Source organism: Crateriforma spongiae (assembly GCF_012290005.1).
GTDB classification, from domain to species: domain Bacteria; phylum Planctomycetota; class Planctomycetia; order Pirellulales; family Pirellulaceae; genus Crateriforma; species Crateriforma spongiae.
This window is the reverse complement of sequence record NZ_JAAXMS010000005.1, coordinates 413267-432689: the sequence shown is the minus strand read 5'-3', so window position 1 is coordinate 432689 and position 19423 is coordinate 413267. Positions and strand designations below refer to the sequence as shown.

The 19423-nt window shown below is 59.7% G+C and carries 1 protein-coding gene; it reads right to left on the bottom strand.

Features of this window, described 5'->3' with window-relative positions; translation table 11 throughout:
- Positions 1-39: 39 nt before the first annotated feature.
- On the bottom strand, positions 40-18918 hold the full coding sequence (locus tag HFP54_RS15585) for a S8 family serine peptidase (protein ID WP_168565828.1): 18879 nt from the start codon (positions 18916-18918) through the stop codon (positions 40-42).
- Positions 18919-19423: the final 505 nt, after the last annotated feature.

The following is a 19423-nucleotide window of genomic DNA, read 5'->3' as shown; positions in this document are numbered from 1 at the left end:
GCATCAATCAAAGGGGGGGGAAACGATTTTCTGATCACGTCATAGCAACGGCTCGTCCATGATGGTCGAAAGGGCCTGATCAATGTTGTCGCTGTCGACCGAACCGGCGTCAGCGTTCGATGTGGCCAATCCATCAGCGGCGTCGGCCAACGGGGCCGAATCGACGCCTTCGAATCCGGCCAACACGGCGTCGCTGGCCGCGTCGCCACTGATCGTCGTTGCCGGAGCTTCGTCCGAAACGATCGATGCTGCGACGTTGCGAGTCGCCAGGTTTGGCGTGACCGAGGCGTAGGACGTCGTGACGCCGGCCGCCGGGCTTTCGCCCTCCGGTTCAGCGCCGCGTCGGTTCAGTTCGTTGATCACCAACAGAGCATCGAACGCGGAAATCACACCATCGCCGTCGACGTCGACATAGTCCGGCGGGTCGTAACCAAGTTCGCCGGTCGGGATCTCGTTCACACCACCGGCGCGGTTCAGCATGTTGATCACCCGCAGGGCGTCCAACGCGGTGACAAAGCCATCAGCGGTCACGTCGGTGCTCATTTCAGCGATCGGGTTTTGATACCGCGATCGTGACAGCGTGATCGTCACCGTCACCGGATCGCTGAAGCGTCCGGTCGAATCTTCGATGCGATAGGTGAACGAATCCGTGTCACCGGCTTCGCCGCTGTTGTTGACGTACTGGAACGTTCCGTCGGCATTGACCGTCAGGTCGCCGTGTGCCGGGGACGTGACCGTGGCAACATCAACGGTGAACGTGTCACCATCGTTGTCGCTGTCATTACGCAGCAAGCCGCTGGATACGCTGGTGACTGCCAAAGTTCCGCGAACCGGAACGACGTAGCCATCGGCCACCGCGATCGGGTCTTCTTCGACCGCTGCGATTTCCAGTGTGAACGAGTCCGTGACCGGGAACACGCCGTCGAAGGCACGCAGATCGATGTCGATCGATCCAGTCGCATTCGGCTTCAGCTGGATGAACATCGTCTCACCGCTGAAGGTGATGTTTTCGACCAATGCGTTCTCGGGGAACGGTTGGCCGGCAACCACGGCGGAACCACCGATTTGCGTGATCAAGTAATCCAGATCGTCGTTGTCGCGATCCCGGAACACATCGGACAGATCGACTTCGACGGTCGTGTTTTCATTACCGTTGACCGTCCCCAGCGGATTCAGCACCTCGGGGGCATCGGGCGTGTTGGTCACAATGACCGGAACCACTGCGGTGTCGAACAAGCCGTCGTCATCGGTCGCGGTGATCGTCAGATCGGCTTCACCGAACGAGTACGGCGGCAGGGTCAACGTCATCGTGCTGCCGTCCAGTTCGACACCCACGATCGATCCGTTGGACGTGTCAACCGTGTATTGCAGCGGATCATTTTCCGGATCGTCGAACCAGGTCGACAATTCCAAGGTGACCGTCTTCGGATCGTCTTTGCTTTCGGTGTACGTCAGCGACGTTTGATCCGGATTGCCGTCGACGCCGACGAAAACCGGTGCACCGTTGACGTCGTCGACGTTGATGCGAACCAACCCTTGGCCGGTGGCGTTCAGCGAATCGATCAAGCCATAGGTGAATTGATCGGCACCGCTAAATCCGGTCGGCGGGGTGTAAGTCAGTGTGTCGCCCGATTGCGTGACCGTGCCGCCTTCGCGAGTGGTCAGCGGGAACTGGGCGGCCATCAGACTGATCGTCTGACCGGCATCAATTTCGTCCTGCGGTCCCGGTGTGTCATTGGACAACAGGGTCGCCACCGAAATTTCCACCGGCTCGTTTTCACCAGTCTGCACAAAGTCGTCACCGGCACGCGGGGCGTCGTTGACGGCGTTGATGGTGAATTCCACCGTGCCGATTTCGCCCGCGATCAGGCTGGTTTGGCCGTCGCCCGGGATGTCGGCAACACGATACGAGAACCGATCAACTTGGGTGGTGCTGTTGAAGTCGGCCGGAGGCGTGTAAACGACCTCGGTACCGTCTTCGGACAGCGTCAACATTCCGCCTAATTCGGTAACGAATTGACCAGCGTTGCTGAAGACTTCTTGCAGGATCAGCGACTGATCCATTTCATTGGCCGGACCGGGCACGTAGAACGGATCGATCAGTTCGGCCGTGGTCAGCGTGATCACTTCGTCTTCGTCGATCGTCAATTCGACCGGCGTCGGTGCCGGCGATGCGACCGGCGGGTCATTGACCGGCGTGACATCGATCGTGACCGTGATCGGCGTGCTGGAAACGATCTCCGTTTCCGGCGCCCCCGGCTTGCTGTCGCTGACCCGTGCGGTGAACGTCGCCACACCGTTGAAGTCCGCGGTGGGAACGAAACTGAACGTTCCGTCGCTTTGCAGATTCAAGGTACCGACGACGGTGCCACCCGGGGTGGTCAGCGTCCGCGTTCCGACGTCACCATCGAAGACCTTGACCGGGTCCCCATCGGGATCGGTGATACCAGCCAAGATGCCGTTATCGTTGGGTGACGTGGTCAGATTGCCGTCTTGATCCAGTGCCTGGAGATTGAAATCTTCGGCCACCGTGTACTCCAACATGGAGTTGGCCTCGTCCACGGTCGGCGGTGCACCTGGAACGATGGTGACAACGTAGTCTTCCACTTCACCGGACAACGCCAAGCCCGAGGCATCCAATCCGCCTTCGCGGGAGACACGGAATCGAGCGTACGTTTCAACCGGCGTCGGTCGCGTAGCCGCGATGCCGGGAACGGTGATGTTGAAGGTCCGCGTGACCGGGGCACCGGTGTCGCTGAATCGAGCCAGCGGGTTGCTGCCATCGATGATGCGTTCGCCCGGGTCGTTCCAGTCGCCGTCGGCGTTGAAGTCGATCCATGCTTCCAGGACGCCTTCGCCGACGACCGTCACGGTCACCGGAGTGATGACACCCTTGTTCAGCGAACCGACGGGGTTGATGTCACTGACGAAGGAAACGCCGTCTTCATCGTTGCTGAACACCTTCACGGTGCCGCCATCAATGCTGACTTCGCTCGGTCCCAACGGGCTTTCGGCGATCGCATCGGCGATGGCGGAACTGATCGAAACCGGATCAGTGGGATCAACCGGTTGGATCGCAAAATGTTCCTCGGCAAAGATGCCGTCGATGTCGAATTCCAACGTCACCGTTTCGCCGCCCAGTGCGATCGTGATTGTGTCACCATCGCGGGTCGTCGCGTCAACGCCAACGACTTGATCAATCTGGGCAAAACCGTCGGCGATCGACGTCGTGAACAAGGCACCGGACGATGCGATGTTGATGACCAGATCATCACCATCAGCTTGCGGCGTCGGCAACGCATCGGGTTCGGCGTCGACGCGGGTACCCAAGGTCAAATCGGGTGTCACGACGTGGCGTGCACCGTCGTTGGCCAAGCGGGTCGGCAAGCGGCCGGGCACGTTATCGCGTGGGTCCGGTGCGTCACCAAAGTCCAGTCCGATCGTCGGCAACAGGATGGTGAATTGAGTCGTGTTGTCGTCACGATTCGGTTCCAGCGGATTGCCCGCCAAGTCCTTGATGGCCGGCAAGTAGAACGAATCCAGGTTGCCGTCGATCAGCTGGCTGTTTTCCACAAAGAATGTGTTTCCGCCACGATCCTCGGCCACCAAGCTGGTCGGGTTCTGGTCCGAATTGATCGCCGCGATCAAGGCTTGCTTGATTTGCACGGCGGTGAACGACGGCAGGATCGGAACCGCGATTGCACCACCGGGGACGCCCGAGACCGACAAGGTCGGCGATAGCGACACGTCGACGACCGTTCCCGGGATGTCGTTCAGCTTCACGCTGCCGGTCGGGTTGCCGGCCGAATCGGTTTCGGCAACCGCGCTGATGGTCAATCCCAGCGGGTTTTCGTTGATCGCCGCGGCCAAAGCCGTTGCGATGTCGCCGGCGGGACTGTCGGGCAAGAATCGAACCGCGACATGACCCGCGCCGACTCCGCCACCACCAAGGATCGAATCGAATTCGTACGTCACGCTGACACCGCCTTGGGTGATCGTGACTTGTTCTCCGTCGCTGACCGACCCGCGCACCTTCTGCATCTGCGGGATACTGCTGACGTCCAACCGGTTGTCGGTCACATACCCAAAGCTCAATTCGCCGGCGCCGTTGTTAACGACCGTCACGCCGGTGCCCGCCGCGTTGATGGCCGCAACCATCTTATCGCCCAGCGTGTTGAAATCGTCGAACGTGTTGAAATCGATCACCGTCGCACCGGCGACCGTTGCCGGTGTTCCCGCGACATTCATTTCGAACACGACGTCGTTGCCATTGTCGTCACGCACGATGAACGTGCTGCCGTCGGCAATGCCGGCACCGCCCACGCCGGGCAGACGCAGCAACAGCGGCCCCATGATCGCGATCGTCGACGAACCGGCGACCGATGGCGAACCGACCACATCGATGGCCGATCCCGTTTCGGTCAATCCCAGCCCGTCCGAACCGCCGACATGGACGATTCCGCCGTCGCTGGCTTCGATCACGTTCGGATCCAAACCACCGATGTCCAAGCCTCGCAACGCCGTGGCAATCTGCTGTGCCAGCTCGTTCGCGGTGGTCAGACGCGTGATGTTCAGCGGGATGTTCGGATCGGTCACGCCGTCGTCGGCCGGATTTCCATCCAAGTCGACTTCGTCGCTGCGATTGATTTCCAGCGTGGCACTGGTCGAACCATCGACGGATGTCACGGTGATCGAATCCGCGTCGACCGGAGTGCGACTGATACCGATGATCGTTGCACGACCGGAAACGACCGACGCCGAACCTTCCGACGGCAGATTGAAGAACACCTTGTCGCCACTGGACGTGCTGGACAGAGCCAACAGCGAATCATTCACCGCGGTGACCACGGCGTTGGCGGCCGCATCGGCGGTCATGCCGTTGCTGACGATCACCGGGATGTTGGTCCGAGCGGTCAGGTTGCCGTCGGTATCAAATTCAAAGGTTTCGGTCCGCAGTCCGTTGGACAAAACAAACGTGTCGCCGTCTTGGATTCCCGATGCACCGACACCGCTGCCGGGAATTTGCATCGACAGAGTCCGAGCCGCCTGGGACAAGCCACTGTTGCTGGCATCGACCGTCGCACCCGCTTCGGTACCGATCAGGATCTTGGTTCCGTCCACCATGATGTCGGCGTCGATACGTCCGCCATCGACCTCGGCTTGCAACGCGTCTCCGATGCTGGTCGCAATGCCTTCCAAGAAGACCTGCAGATCATCTGGATCGATCGGGGTCGGCGTCGTGGGGATGGAAATCGGCGTGGTGCCGGTCAGCGTGATTCCGTCGTTGTCCAATTCGAACAAGATCGGACCACGGACCCCATCGCTGACTTGGAACACATCGCCGTCGGACAATCCACCGGCATTGGTGCCTTCGACCGGAACGGTCAGCGTCAACACCTCCGGTGCAAGGATCTGATAGCCCGTGTCGTATTCGAAGATCACTCGACCGCCACCGACTTCGGTGATGGCAACCTGGTCGCCGTCGACCGCTTCGTTGATCCCCGGGGCAATGACGACCGTGCGGTCACGGTTGTTCAATGCGATGCGGTACGAATGGTCGTTGGACCAGATTCCGGCCAGTGGACGCAACGTGATCACGCCGCGGGTTTCGTCATAGCTGAACGTGTAATCGATGCCTTCGGTCAACAGCCGATCATTTTCGAACAGCGTGACGTTGGCTCCGATCGGACGCAGGCCCGGAATTTCGGCAACCATCACGGTCGAATCGTCGATTCCGCTGCCGACGAACGGGTTCGAATTGTCGCCCAAGTCTTGGACCAGGACGCGGAATTCGTTGAACACGCCGTCGGTGCGACGAACGAAGCTGTTGGACGGATCGCTGTCCAGTTGGGCAAAGTCATTGTCCAGCGGGTTTTCCAAACTTGCGATCGGTCCCACAAAGTCCGCCGTGTCCAATGCACCACGATCCTTGAACACGTTCGCACCGATACCACCGGGCGGTGACATCGTCGGTTCGTCCGCACGCAGTTGACCGCTGTGATCACGGGCAGGGCTGACGATCAACGAGCTGGGGATTCCCAACAAGTCATAGATTTCCGTCAGCGCCACATTTGGATCGATCGAATCGACCGCACTGTCGACGATCGGCGCGTGATCCGCAGGCGTGAAGTTCCCGGCGGCCGCATCGACAAACAAATCACCGCTGGTCAGCGTGATGAAATTACCCGGCGTCTGGCCGGTTTCGCTGGCGGGACGTGCGACGAAGTTGAAATCGCTGTTACCACCGCTGATGTTACTGGGACCGGTCCGCAGGTCGGTGCTGATGCTTGTATCCAGCGCCGGGTTGCGGTTGATCAAGCCGACACCATTGTTGATCGACCAGGACAGATCCGAACGCAACTGCGTGTTTCGCGATTCGTCGTATTGAATCGCATTACCGGTTTGCGTGATCTCGCCCTTCTTGACACTCAGATCGGGGTTCAGTTCATCGATGCGGGCACCGAACCCGAACGCACCCGATTCTTCTTGAACGATGCTTTGGTGAGCATTCGTTATCACATTGTTCAAAATCGCTGCGCTGGCACCGCTGCCGACGAAGATGCCGTTTTCGACCAGCACTTGGTCGGCTTCGCTGGCGTATTCGGTCGACCGTTGATCGCCGTTGGCCAAGGTGCTGTTGTCCGGCCCAAGCTTCAGGCCGGCTGCACGTGCCTCGGGGCTCAATTCGATGTTCGCGGCATTCATGATTGCCACGTACAGTTCGGTCGTTCCGCGGCCATCGGTGAACGTACCGTCGGGAACGATCGAGACGGTTCCACCACTTTCGCGACGATCGTGTCCAAAGCCGGTCGTGAAATCGAACCCGGTCAAGTAGCCCGTCAACGTCGGCGGGTCACCGCCATCGGTCGTGACGATACCACCCAGCGGGGAGCCCTTCTCACGGATGAAGTTGTAAATGCCAACGTTGTCCGTTTGGGTTCCGCCCAATGCTCGGGCTTCCACGCGGCTGATCGGGCCGTTGGTGCCGTCAGGGCCATTGTTGACCTCGTGGTTCGGCAACGCCGGGTTGTTCAGGTAACCGTTGATCGCATTGCTGATCGCCCGCATGATATCCGGCACGCGATAACCGCCACCGTTCATGAAGTCGGTCGTCAAGATCGGCACGTTGATGTTGCCGTTGGGCAGCACGATCGTGTTGGTACCGCTGGTGAATTCGAACGTCACACGGTTTCCGTCCGCGTTGACGTTGGCATAAGCATCGCCGGTGCGGGTTGGGATCAGATAATCCGGGATTTGCGTGATCGTGAACGTGGTTCCGACCAACGTTGGTGCACCGTTACCCGGTCCGCCTTCGGCCAGCGTTCCGTTGATATTGCCCGTGGTACGTTCGGCGTCGAACGGAGTCAGCGGATGGCTGTCCAGCGACAGAACGAACGATCGCGGGGCGTAGGTTTCGATGGCGATCGAATAGTCGCCTTCGCCACCAGTCGGATCGGTCCGATCGGCCAGGCTCTTGGCGTCATAAGTTTCGTTGCCTTCGCTGCTGACACCGACGTAGTACGTGCCCTTTGCCAGGGCCGTGTAATCGATGTAGCTGTCGCGTGCGTTGGCGTCATCAGTGACGGGGAATTCAACGCTGCTGCCAGGGTTCAGGTATTCCGGCAACGCGCCCATTTCACCGGTCGCCAATTCTTCGCCGCCCGGGCCGAACAGTCGCAGGTAACCGGTCGGTCCACCAGCGACGGTGTCCAAGTCGACAATCAATCGATCGCCGACGCCCAGTTCGACCTTGAAGAAATCGACGTCTTGACCCGACGGCAACGGTCCCACATGGTCGCCGATCGATCCGTCGGCAAAGTAGGCACCACGATGGCTGACTTCCAACTTCGTATCGACCGCTTCAGCGATCACGTCGTTGGATTCCTCGGTCGCACTGCCCACGGCGCCCGACAGTGAACCATCGGCCAGGAACGCACCCTCGGTTCCGTCCGATCCGCGGACGGTGTTGTTGATCAACTTGGCCAACGGTTGCGGGGCCTCGTAGATCGGCATCAACGGCGACGGACCGTTGAATGTTTCGCCAGTGACCGGATCGAAACTGGTGTAGCTGAAGAACGAATCCAGGCCCAAGTTCAGATTGGAATCCTCGATGTCCTTTTGGAAGTTCATGGACATGTAAACTCCCGTGACGCCTTCCAGGTACAACGCCGGATTATCGAAATCCAGGACGTCGCCACCATAGGTCGCGCCGACGGGGTCTTCACCGATCGTTCGCAAGATCGGCGAAATCGGACTGGTCAACGACGGTCCCAACGTCGGACGAACCAATTCGACCAGACCGTTGGTGACCAAGATGCTGCCTTGGATCGATTCGTACATGGCCATCAGCAATTCGTGCGCTGAATAACCGAAGTTACGGATCGGGTCCGGACCGCTGGGGTTGTAAGTCGTCGACCCGCTGCCCAATCGGTAATAGATCGGCACGTGTCCGTCGACAAAGCCATCACCGCCGACCTGGCCGCTGCCGCCTTGGTTGGTCGGTGCACCGCTGATGTCTTCGAATTCAAAGACGACTCGTGTTCCGCCGGCATCGATCGCCATGATCGCACCGTCGGGAACCAGAATGTCACCGCGGTCCTGAAGCAGCGTGTTGCCGTTGGCGTACCAATCGTTCAGGCCGTCCCATTCGATCACGAAGGGACGTGTTTCGCCGTCGACCTTGATGCCGGTGTATCCGGCCTGGTCGACGATGTTGTTGCGAACAACCACGCCGGCGGTCAGGCCGCCTTCGACCGAATCGTTCAAAATCGGCAGGTTCTTCACCGCACCCAGCGGCGAATTGCCGACCGGTGGCAGCTGCAAGAAATCGTTGCCGGCCGGGATGCCGATCAACGCCGGGTCACGGTTGTCTTCCGGATCGGTGCCACGATGCCCGGTATCGGACCAGATTCCGATCGCATGGGCCTCGGTGACCGTGTTGTTTTCGATGATAAATGCACCCTGCAGTCGCTGGGCGTTCTGATCGCCAAGGCCGTGATGGTAGATCGCCGAAAGCTGCACGGTTCCATCACCGGCCACCGGCAACGGATCGCTGCTGGTCGCATCGCCAACGTTTTCAACGGCGACGAATTGGCCGACCGCGTGTCCGTGCAACGCGACGCGACCGTCGGTCGGCAACGCGTCCGGTGCGGTCGGGTTGCTGAAGTCCCAGTCGCCGGTTGAGGTCGACGCACGCAATTGCAATTCGCCTTGAACCACACCGGAATTGATCGCACGAATGATCGCTTCGGCGATGTCGGTTGGCGTATCGGCGGGAGTGAACCGGATGCCGATCGAGCCAAAAGCGACGGCCGAATCGGTGGTGAATTCAAACACGACGGTGTTGCTGCCGTCGCTAAGGGTGAACTGGTCACCGTCGCTAAGCTGGCTGCCCGCGGGTGCCACCAAGGTGATCGCTTCGGTTTGACGATCGTTGGTGTCAAAGGACTGCGTGGGCTGTGAATCCACACGGCGAACACCCAGAATCGCGACGTCGGCAACGCCCTGGATCGCGGTGATCACCGAATTGGTGACCGAGGCGACGATCAAACCGGCGTCTTGCGGTGCGTTGACCGAATAAGGCACGGCGATCGCATTGGGATCGACCAACGACGGGTTCTGCCGCGTCGCTTCGGTCGGCTGGTACTGGAACGTCAGCGTCACGTCGGCATCGGCGACACTGTCATAGACTTCGAAGCTGAACGTATCGTAGGGCACCACTTCTGGGCCGCTGGGAACGCTCAGGTAATACGGAACGCTCAACTTCGGATTGTCTTTTAACCCGCGTTCGATCAACAGGCCGCCGTCAAGCTGCTGGCTGTACTCGTTGCCCGGCCGCACTTCCAACTGGTATTGGCCGGAAACCGCACCGAACGATGCCGTGAAGTTACCTTGACCAGGCGTTGCACCGGAGACCATTTCACCGCGTTCGGCAAAACCGACGATGAAGTTGTCCAGATACAGACCTTCGGCCGACGTGTCGGCGGTGTCCGCGTTGTACAAGAATTCGATCACAACATCGGTGTGACCTGCGAAAGCGTCCAACGATGCAATGCCTTGTCGCCATGCACCAAAGTTCACGACGTTGTTCAGGTCCACGTCCAATTCGATCGGCGTGGTTTGTTCATTGCTGGTCGCTTGAACGGTGATCGTGTCACCATCGGCCGCATCGACGAAGTAGTCGAAGTAGAACCGGGGCAGATCGCCGGCACTGTAACCGGTCAGATCGAAAGCGGTCGATCGCAGGCTGCCGTTGACCACACTACGATCGAAGAACATCGATTCGTTGTCGATCGAACGAGCCGTCAGAATCGCCAATGCGTCCTGGGCACCATTGGCGTTCAATCGGGCGCCGGTGACGCTGGTTCCGGTCAGGTTGGCCAGCGGATCGGCACCCAACAGGATCGCCGTACGATACTGGTCCACGCTTGCGGTCGGGTCTTGGCCGGCCAACAACGCGTAGACACCGGCGACGTGTGGCGACGCCATCGACGTACCACTGTTCAACCCGTAACCACCGCCCAGCGTAGTGCTGAGCACGTTGGTCCCCGGTGCAGCCACATCGACGCTGAAGGCACCAAAGTTACTGAACGTCGACAATTGGTCGTTGTGATCGGTCGACGCCACCGTGATGATTTCTTCGATCGGATACGACGCCGGGAACTGCGGCGTGAAATCGTTGTTGGTGCTGTCGTTGCCCGCTGCGGCCACAAAGCCAATGCCGGCGTCGATGTTCGCTTGAATCGCAGCCATTTCCGCCGCCGATGCAAACGATCCGCCGTAACTGTTATTGCTGACGACGATGTTGATCCCGAACTGCGTCTTCATCGTGACCAGATAGTCCAGCGATTCGATGATCGCGGCGGTGGACAGCCCGACGTCGCCGACACGCAGCGCCATGATCTTGCTGTTCCAATTGATCCCGGTCACACCCGTGGCATTGTTACCAACGGCCGCCGTGGTACCGGCGACGTGCGTTCCGTGACCTTGCGCGTCTTGCGGATCGGTATCACCGGCAAACGCATCGATGCCGTTGATATCGTCGATGTATCCGTTCCCGTCGTTGTCGATTCCGTCACCGGCAATTTCACCCGGGTTGACCCACAGGTTGTCCACCAAATCGGGATGCGTCAGGTCGACACCACTGTCGATGATCGCAATGACCGTTTGGTCGCTGCCGGTGAAGGTGTCCCAAGCCTCGGGCAAATCGATATCGGCATCGGGTGTTCCGCCCGTCTGGCCGACATTGTTCAAATGCCACATTTGGCCGTACTGCGGATCGTCCGGGGTCAGAGCGATCGTACGCGCGACATTGCGTTCGGCGTATTCGACTTCCGGTACCTCTTCCAGCGATGCGATGACTTGCCCCAACCCGTCGCCGGTCTCCGCCGACTGCACGTGAACCGCGTTGATGAAGTCGAACGACTTCAGCACGGTCAGATTGTTCTGGGACAAGATCTGGTCCCGACGCGTCTGCGTGACGTTCTCGCCGAAACCGATGATCAATTCGTGTTCGAACGAATAGGCGACGTCTTGTTCCGAATCAGATCCAAAGTCGATCTGACCGATGTCGCTTTCGTCGTACTGGTTGGATGTCGTATCGATCGCGGCAAAGGTCTGACCAAAAGTGCCGCTTGCTTCGATGTTCGAATCCACTCGTTGGTGACCGACATCGGTCGAACGATCCGTCGTGACGGACCAACCGCCGCTGACGGTATCAACGAAACCGCCGTTGACCGGCGTCTGGCCGTCGACGCCACCGATCACTTCGACAGCGTCGTCGAAGATACGGACGGTCGATTCGATCGGAACACGGCGCAGTCGCGAGTTGCTGTTCAACTCCGTCGGGACCGCACCGGCTTCGGTCACGGCGATGAAGTAGCTGCCCTGGGCCAGATTGATCGGCCCGATGAAGGCGTCTTCTTCGGTGCGTGAACCCCGATCCAGAAGTTCGCCCACCAATTCGCTGTCCAGCGGGCTGGAAAGGTCGTCCAGGATGCTGCTGGATTCACCGAACAGCACCAATTCGGCGTCATTCGGGTTGCCCGTGGGCGAGAAGAACACGCTCAGATTGGTGTTCGGTCGATCGTAGCCGTCGGCATAATCAATGTCGAAGACCGTCGAACGGCTGACGTCGCTAAGCGATGCGTCGCGACCGACATCGATCTGATAGAAGTCGACATCGTTGCTGGTGGACAACGAACCGCCAACGCTGATCGCACCGTCCTTCGAATCGATCAAGTCGCCCAAGTTCTGCGGGCGGGCGTTCAGGACCGGGAAGAAATCATTGCTGAAAAACCCGCCATTCAAATCGTCATTGCTGGCGTAGATATCGGTCGGATACTGCGGTTCACCGTCGATGAAGTAACCACCGGGCTGTGCGGTGTTGAACACCGACGAGAACTCCGGCGAAAACGGATCGGCGGATTCGTTTTCCTGGGCGTCGCCCAACAGCGGTGACGATCCCGGCAACGCTTGGACGTGGATCCCGTGGTTGGCATAACGGATGTCGGCGTGGCGAACGACGCTGCCGGCAAATTCCTGGGCCTCGGACAAACGAATTTGCATCCGGTACGAACCTGACGTTTGACCACCACCGATGTCCTCGGCGTCCACCGAAGCACTTCGTACGCGGACGAAGTAATTGCTGCGGGTTCCGGTGTTGCCCGGCAAGGTCAAACGCAATCCGGCGTCACGGACGTTGGTGGAACCAAAGTCGTAATAGTTTCCGTCGGCCTGCAAGTTGGCTTGCGGATTATCGACGTCACCCAATGGGCCGGCCAACAAATCGCCGCCCACACCGGTGCCGTTGTTTTCGATCAGGCTGGGGTCAAAGAATTCGGTATAGCCGTTGTCCGATCGCGCCAGCACTTGACCCGAGTTGTCGACGATTTCGATGACCGTGTCCAAGCCGATCGAAGTCTTGTCGATGTCGATCCAGACTTCCGCGCCGCCCACACCGGTGAAGGCATAGGTATCAACGTCGCTGGGCGTGCTGATAAACCCTTGGACATCAAAGCCCAAGCGTGATTGATCGTCACCCGCGTAAATGTTGGCGGCCAAGTCACCCAAGTTCTGGGCATTGATCGTCGTGTCGTTGACCCCGGGAGGTGCCGCGGTGGGCAATTCCAGTTCCGTGGTCACCGCAACGTTGCGGTCGTTGCTCAAGTTGTCAAATAGCAGACTTCGCCAGTCATTGCTGGACGGACGGCTGCCGTAACCGTCGCCGCCGGTGTCGTTTTGGGCCGAACCGTCGATCTTACGACCGGCACCCACCGTGTCGTCGTTCAAACTGGTCAACACGACCGGTGCACCCGGCAAACCGATGACGTGGACCGTACCGCCGATGCGATCGTTGATGTCGCCGGTCGAACCGGTTGCCGTGATCCCGGTTCCCGCCGTCGCACTGTTGGGCGTGCCTTGGCCCAACATCTTGACGACCAGGCTTTCATCCGGACGGCTTCGCAATTCCAAAGCCCCACCGGAAACTTGGTTGCCGACCACCACGGAATCGTACAACACGTGAACGATATCAGTGTCGTCCCAGACGCTGCCGCTGGTCAAATCACCGCCGCGGATCCGCAGACCGTTCAATTGGCGCAGTCCCAGGACGTCGCCGGCGGTACTTTCGGTCGTGTTCTGGCGGACCAACGGACCATGGTTATCGTCCAAGCCCACCACGCGATCCGGTGATCCGGTTTGCCGGCCGATGTCGGTCAGCAATTCATCGGTCATCGACGCCAGATCGATGTCGATAATCGATCCATAGTTGTCGACGAATTCGTTGCCCACGATGATCGGCTGGCTGCCGCGGACAAAGATCGTTGCCGGCGTGATCGCCAGGCGTCCGTTGCGACCGATCGGGCCAGACCCGTCCATCGCATTGTCGTTGTATTCGAATCGGCTGTTGGTGACACGTGCGTCGGCTTGTTGCAATTCCAACGCCGCAAAGCCGCGTGACTGGCCGCCTTCGATCAGGCTGACGCCGCCACCGTAAGCGATCGTCGCATAGTCCAAACTGACGTTTGCACTGGGGCCCGCGTACAAGCCCGACCAGTCACCGCGTTGCGGTGCCGTGGGACCGCCGGCAATGCCCGCGTCATTGTTGGTATCGAATGATCCACCCGCACCAAAACGATCGTCCAGTGCACTGGTGAAGATCACCGGTTTGCCCTCGGTGCCTTCGGCGATCAATTGCGTGTCATGGTCCAGTTCGATGCGTGCACCGCGGAACTTGACCACCATGTTCGGATCCACCACCAACGATCCGTCCAAACGTCCGCGGATTCCGGCACGGCTAAGATCCAACGTCGCTCCGCCCGTCGCCACCGATCCGTTGTCGGTGAAGGTCGCATCGCTGCGGTTCAGCTGTGCGACCAACTCGTATTCGCCCGAAAGCGGGTTCAGCCGGTACAAACGACGCGACAGATAATCGCTGCGTTCCGGAATCACGGGCAGGTTCAACAACTGGGCCGTGCGATTGCCGCCGCTGATCGTCACCGCGTCAGACGCGTCGCTGGCCAACGATTCAAAGCCGGCCGCATCGACAAACGTCATGCGGTATTGATAGGTGCCATTAACCAGCGAACCACCGCCGGCGGTTTGCGTGGTGACCGAACCAAAATCAGGCGCAAAGCCGTCTTGAATCGATCCGCCCGGTTGGCCGGCGATCAAGATGTTTTCGGCGATGTAGTGGACGATGCCGACATCGTCAAAGCGTGCCGACACGGTGATTTCGCGCGGCGGCTGGTTGGCTTCCGATTCGGTGCGAATGAACAAACCATTGATGCTGTTGTCGGTCACCAAGTTCATCTTGATGTCCGGCCCCACGCGGTCGTAATCCGCGGTGAATGCACCGGCTTGTTGGAAACGCGGCGATTGGAAACTGGTTTCCAAGAAGCTGTTCGGCGTCGCACTCATCGCCGCCGAAGCGTTGTGCAACAATTCGTTGAAGGTGATCGTGGGACGCAGGTCGACGATCTGAATCGGATTGACGGTTTTCTGAACCGAGTTGATCACGATGTTGCTGCCGCCGCCGTAGCGCAGTTCCGCGTGATTGACGGTTTGCAGGAAGATCCCTTCGGATTCCAGGTTCGCACGGCCCTCGGCCGCATCGAAATCGTTCTGGAAGATCAGACCGCCCCAGTTGCCGGCCGCCGGAGCAGGGCTGTTGCCCGACGACGCCGCATCGACACTGCGGTCGCGTGTGCTGGTAAAGACGACGCTGCCCGAATCACCGATCTGGGTGATTCCGGTGTCAGTCACTTCCACGCCACTGATCGCCGGATCGGCCAGATTCACCAAACGCGGTGCTCCCAAGACCTGCAAGGCACCACCGCTGCGGTCCGAAAGCAAACTGTTGCTGCCGACACTGACCGCGGCCGCACGCAGTTTGAACACCGCACCGGCATCGACCATCGTCGTCACGCCCTTGGGCACATCCATATGGCGACCATCGGGCAGCACGTTGCCGCCGATTTCGCTAAGCCCGAATTGGTAGCTGAAGTTGTCAGCGGTCGTCGACAGATCACCGTCCTGTCCGCCGTTACCGACGATCCGCACGATGTCGCCCGGCAACGCCGCGTCAAACGCACCGTCTTCGAACGGGTTGTCGACGTTGTTGAACGGTTGGGCCAAGGTTCCGTCGGCCACAACACTGGACACCTTATCGACAAAGATGTTTCGTCCGAGTGCCTCGACACCGGTGAAGCTGTTGCCGAACGACAGCACGCGTTCGCCCGACAAGACCAGTTCGTTGCCGCTGGTGGACAACGACGAAGACACGCCGGTTTGACCGCTGACCGAGTTGATCGCCGTACGAATCGCCAACGCCAATCCACTGGTGCTGGTCCCGGTTCCGCCGACCGTCGCGTTGTACAGAATTGGAACGTTGCCCGGCTGCGCGGTGCCGCCGACCGGAACAAATTCGAAGCGTCGCGACACACCGGTCGAACCGCTGATCGTCATCGTTTGGCCGGGAACGATTCCCGCACCGGTCGATTGGACTTGCAGAATCCGTTCCAGCGGACGCGTTTGGAACCAGAAGTTATTCACGCCGCCGGGCGTACCGTCCAAGTCGCCGTCGATTGCCGTTCCGGGAACGCCCGAGCGGGTACCGTCGGTATCCCGAATGACATCGCTTTGACTGACCTGAGGTTCAAACTTCAACAGGACTTCGTAATCGCCCTGGGTCGTTCCGCCCGAACCACTGCCGGACAAATTCGGGTTGTAATCGCCGTTGCCGCTGGCGGTCACGCCCAGATAGTAGACGCCGCTTCCCAGTTCCGCGGTCAGGAACGAATCTTCGCTGAAGTAGTCGTCGTTTTGGGCCAGTTCGACCGTACCGCCACCACCCAAGGTGATCGGGGCAAATTGGGCCAGTTCCACGTTGCCCATGTCGGCTTGTCGCGACAGAACGTCCGCATCGACGACGAACAGGGTGCTGGCAAATTCGTCATTGTTGATCGCATCGACGACTTGGCCGACGGTGACTTCGGTGATCTCCGCATTCAAACGCGGGATGTCCACGCGAACGGCGTTGGGCAACGGGTTGCCGTCGTCGCCGATGATTTGGGTCACGCGAACTGCGGTGTCACCGGTCGCGCGATCGGTTCGCAAGAATTCGATGCGTGATCGGTTGCCCGCACTGCCGGACAGTTGCGATTGAATGTCGACCGATACCGAGGTACCCAGACCGAAATCGCTGGACGCCGACGCGGAAACTTCTTGGTACAACGCCAGCGTCGTGTCCAGCATGCTGGAATCCGCCAACCGTTCGGCGAACGTTTCTGCCGTCAGCGTGCCGAATTCGCGGCCCTGAGGCAAATCAACTTCGAATCGATACAGATCGACATCGATGCTTTCGGGCCGGTGGAGGTACTGGCCATGCAGGATGTCTTGGTTGCCGGGGAATACCGGTTCCGGACCGTCCAACGCATTGGGAATCGGGTCATCGATGGTTTGCGCATCGATGTTCGGGTTGATGGTTTGTTGCTGAGTCGTCTGCGTCCCAAAGAACGGGTCTTCCGGGTGCATCAGCAGGTCCGGATCGATCGTCGCGTTCAAGAACGTCGGATCCAACGCCATCAAAGTCTGGGCGGTGACCTCGTGGTTCTGATCCAAGCCCAACAAGAACCCGATGCCGGCCATCGTCTTGCGGAAGAAATCTTCGCCATAGTCCAAACCGTAATTGACTTGGCTGCTCATCACCAACGCCGCATTGTCGAACGTCGGGTCGATACGCAGCGCGGCGTTCAATTCATCCACCGAACGAAGCTGCGTGCCAGCGGCAGACAACAACGCCGATCGTTCGCCGACGGCAAACGTGATACCTTCATCGACCGTTTCGCGGAACTGAACGCCCAGGTACTTCGACCACAGTTCCAACGCTTCGCGGACACGACGCTTTTGCACGTCGGTGATATTGTTCAACTTCGCCGGTGCGGTCGTGCCGTCACCGCCGCTGATCACGCCGTCAAAGTTGTAGCTGATCTCGGTAATGCCGTCTTGGACATCGGCACCGAACAGGTCGTTGATCGCATCGGCCAATGCTTCGCGTCCAGGATCGTTCGGTGATCCCGGCAACTGGATTCCATAAGACTGCGGCGTGATCGATTCGCGGATCAACAGGCTGGACAATTGCTGGCCGGCCATGCCGAAAACGCCGACGTCGGTTGCGGTCGACAGAGTGTCCCCCGCTGCAACCAATTGCACCGGAGCAAAGTCGACGATCGATGCGGGCAAGACCAAGGTGCCACCGGCACCGGCCACACCGCCCTGAGAAAAGCTGACCGCGATCACGGCGTTGACCGCCGGGGTTCCCTGGACGACGGTCTGCAGATCTTGGACCTGGGGCGTCGTTCCGCCGAGGTCGAAGATCACGTCGCTGCTGTCGGGATCCAAGGCCACGGTCAAACCGCCGGCACCGGTGTCGACGAAACGCACCGCACGGCCGCCGCCGGCTTCGCTGAAGATCTTCGCGTCGAACTGAACCGCCAGATCGGACGCCAGGCCCAAATTGGTGGTGGCCGTCGGGGCGACTGCGATCGGGCTGGGTTCGACGATCAAATCCGTCGGCGAATCCACCGCGGTACCGATTCGCAATCGGAACGTTCCGCCACCCAGCGGGACGCCGGGCATGGTGTTGATGTCGTCGCCTTGGAAAATCAACCGCGCCGTGTTGGTCGGCGCGTCGTAGATGACGCGTTCGGGCAAGTACAAAACGTCATCGGTCGTGCGAACCGATTCTTGAGTCAACAACAGTTGATAGAAGCGTGGGTTTTCGGCGGATCGATCAGTCGGCAAGCCGGTCGCCGGGTCATTTTCGACGAACAGTTCGTCTTCGTTGAAATAGACCAGAATTTCGTTGCGCCGCTGTTCCAATTCCCCACTATCAAGACGGACAACCGGTTGCGGAACGATCGCTTCGATTTGAACGCCCAGCTGCAGTTCAAACTCGACACGTTCGGACGCATCCACGCCGTTGCGTGCCTGCAGGAATTCACCAGCGTCGTTGCGGATCCCGACGATTCCTCGGGGTGCGTCGTCAAAGCCGAACACGTCGATGCGGTACTGGTCATCGACCAGCGTTTCGGCAAAGCGAACGACGACTTCGTTGCTGCTGTTTTCCCCCAGGGTGACACTGCCCGGCTGGATCGCCACATCGTCCGCCGTGTCGAACACGCCGTCACTGCCGGCACGGCGAATCTGAATGCCGTCCAACGTCGTGGGGTCGATGCTTTGGTCTTGGTCAAACCGGAACGTCAACGAACGCGGTGCCGTATCACGGACCGTCCCGTCAACGATCAATTCACCTTCGTTGGGCTGGATGCCGATCAACTGGGGGCCGGCAAGCAACCGGCGATCTTCCAGTTTTTCCACCAGAGCGCCGCGACGCGCCAGGCGGTCGGCCGATGACATCGACGAACGCGATGCACCGCGGCTCTTGCCAGCGGCTTTGCGTCGTCGGGAGGGGGTGGAGGGAGAGTTCGAGGAGTGATTTCGCTTACGCGTGGTCATAGACCAAACCTTCCAAGGCGAATGGCCCCGCCGAAGATGCGAAATGGGATCGCGCCCTTTGGCGGGTGGTTGAGTTAACGTCGTGGGAGTGCGACCGCCGCCGACGGATCGGCAAAACAGTCAGGGAAAAGCGGTCGTTGCGGTGGTGACGAAAAGCAGTCGGAGTCCGAACGGGCGGGCCGGGGTAAACCCGAAGCCGAGTATAGTTAGGGCCGAAAAACCCGCAAACAAATGCGACCAAGGCGTCACAAGTAGCCTGAATCCAAGTCTTCACGTCGTGGGGATCGTGTCAGTCGTACCGGTCAATCCACCGCCGCCGGCATCCGCAAAGGCCGATACGCAGCAGATTTCCATCACCAGATGACCAAGCCCATCCTCCCCGTCCGGGCGGGACCTGCCATCCAGC

Bases quoted from the DNA above. Each gene is read 5' to 3' on its own strand.
- HFP54_RS15585 (WP_168565828.1), bottom strand. From the start codon at position 18,918: ATGTCATCGGCCGACCGCCTGGCGCGTCGCGGCGCTCTGGTGGAAAAA.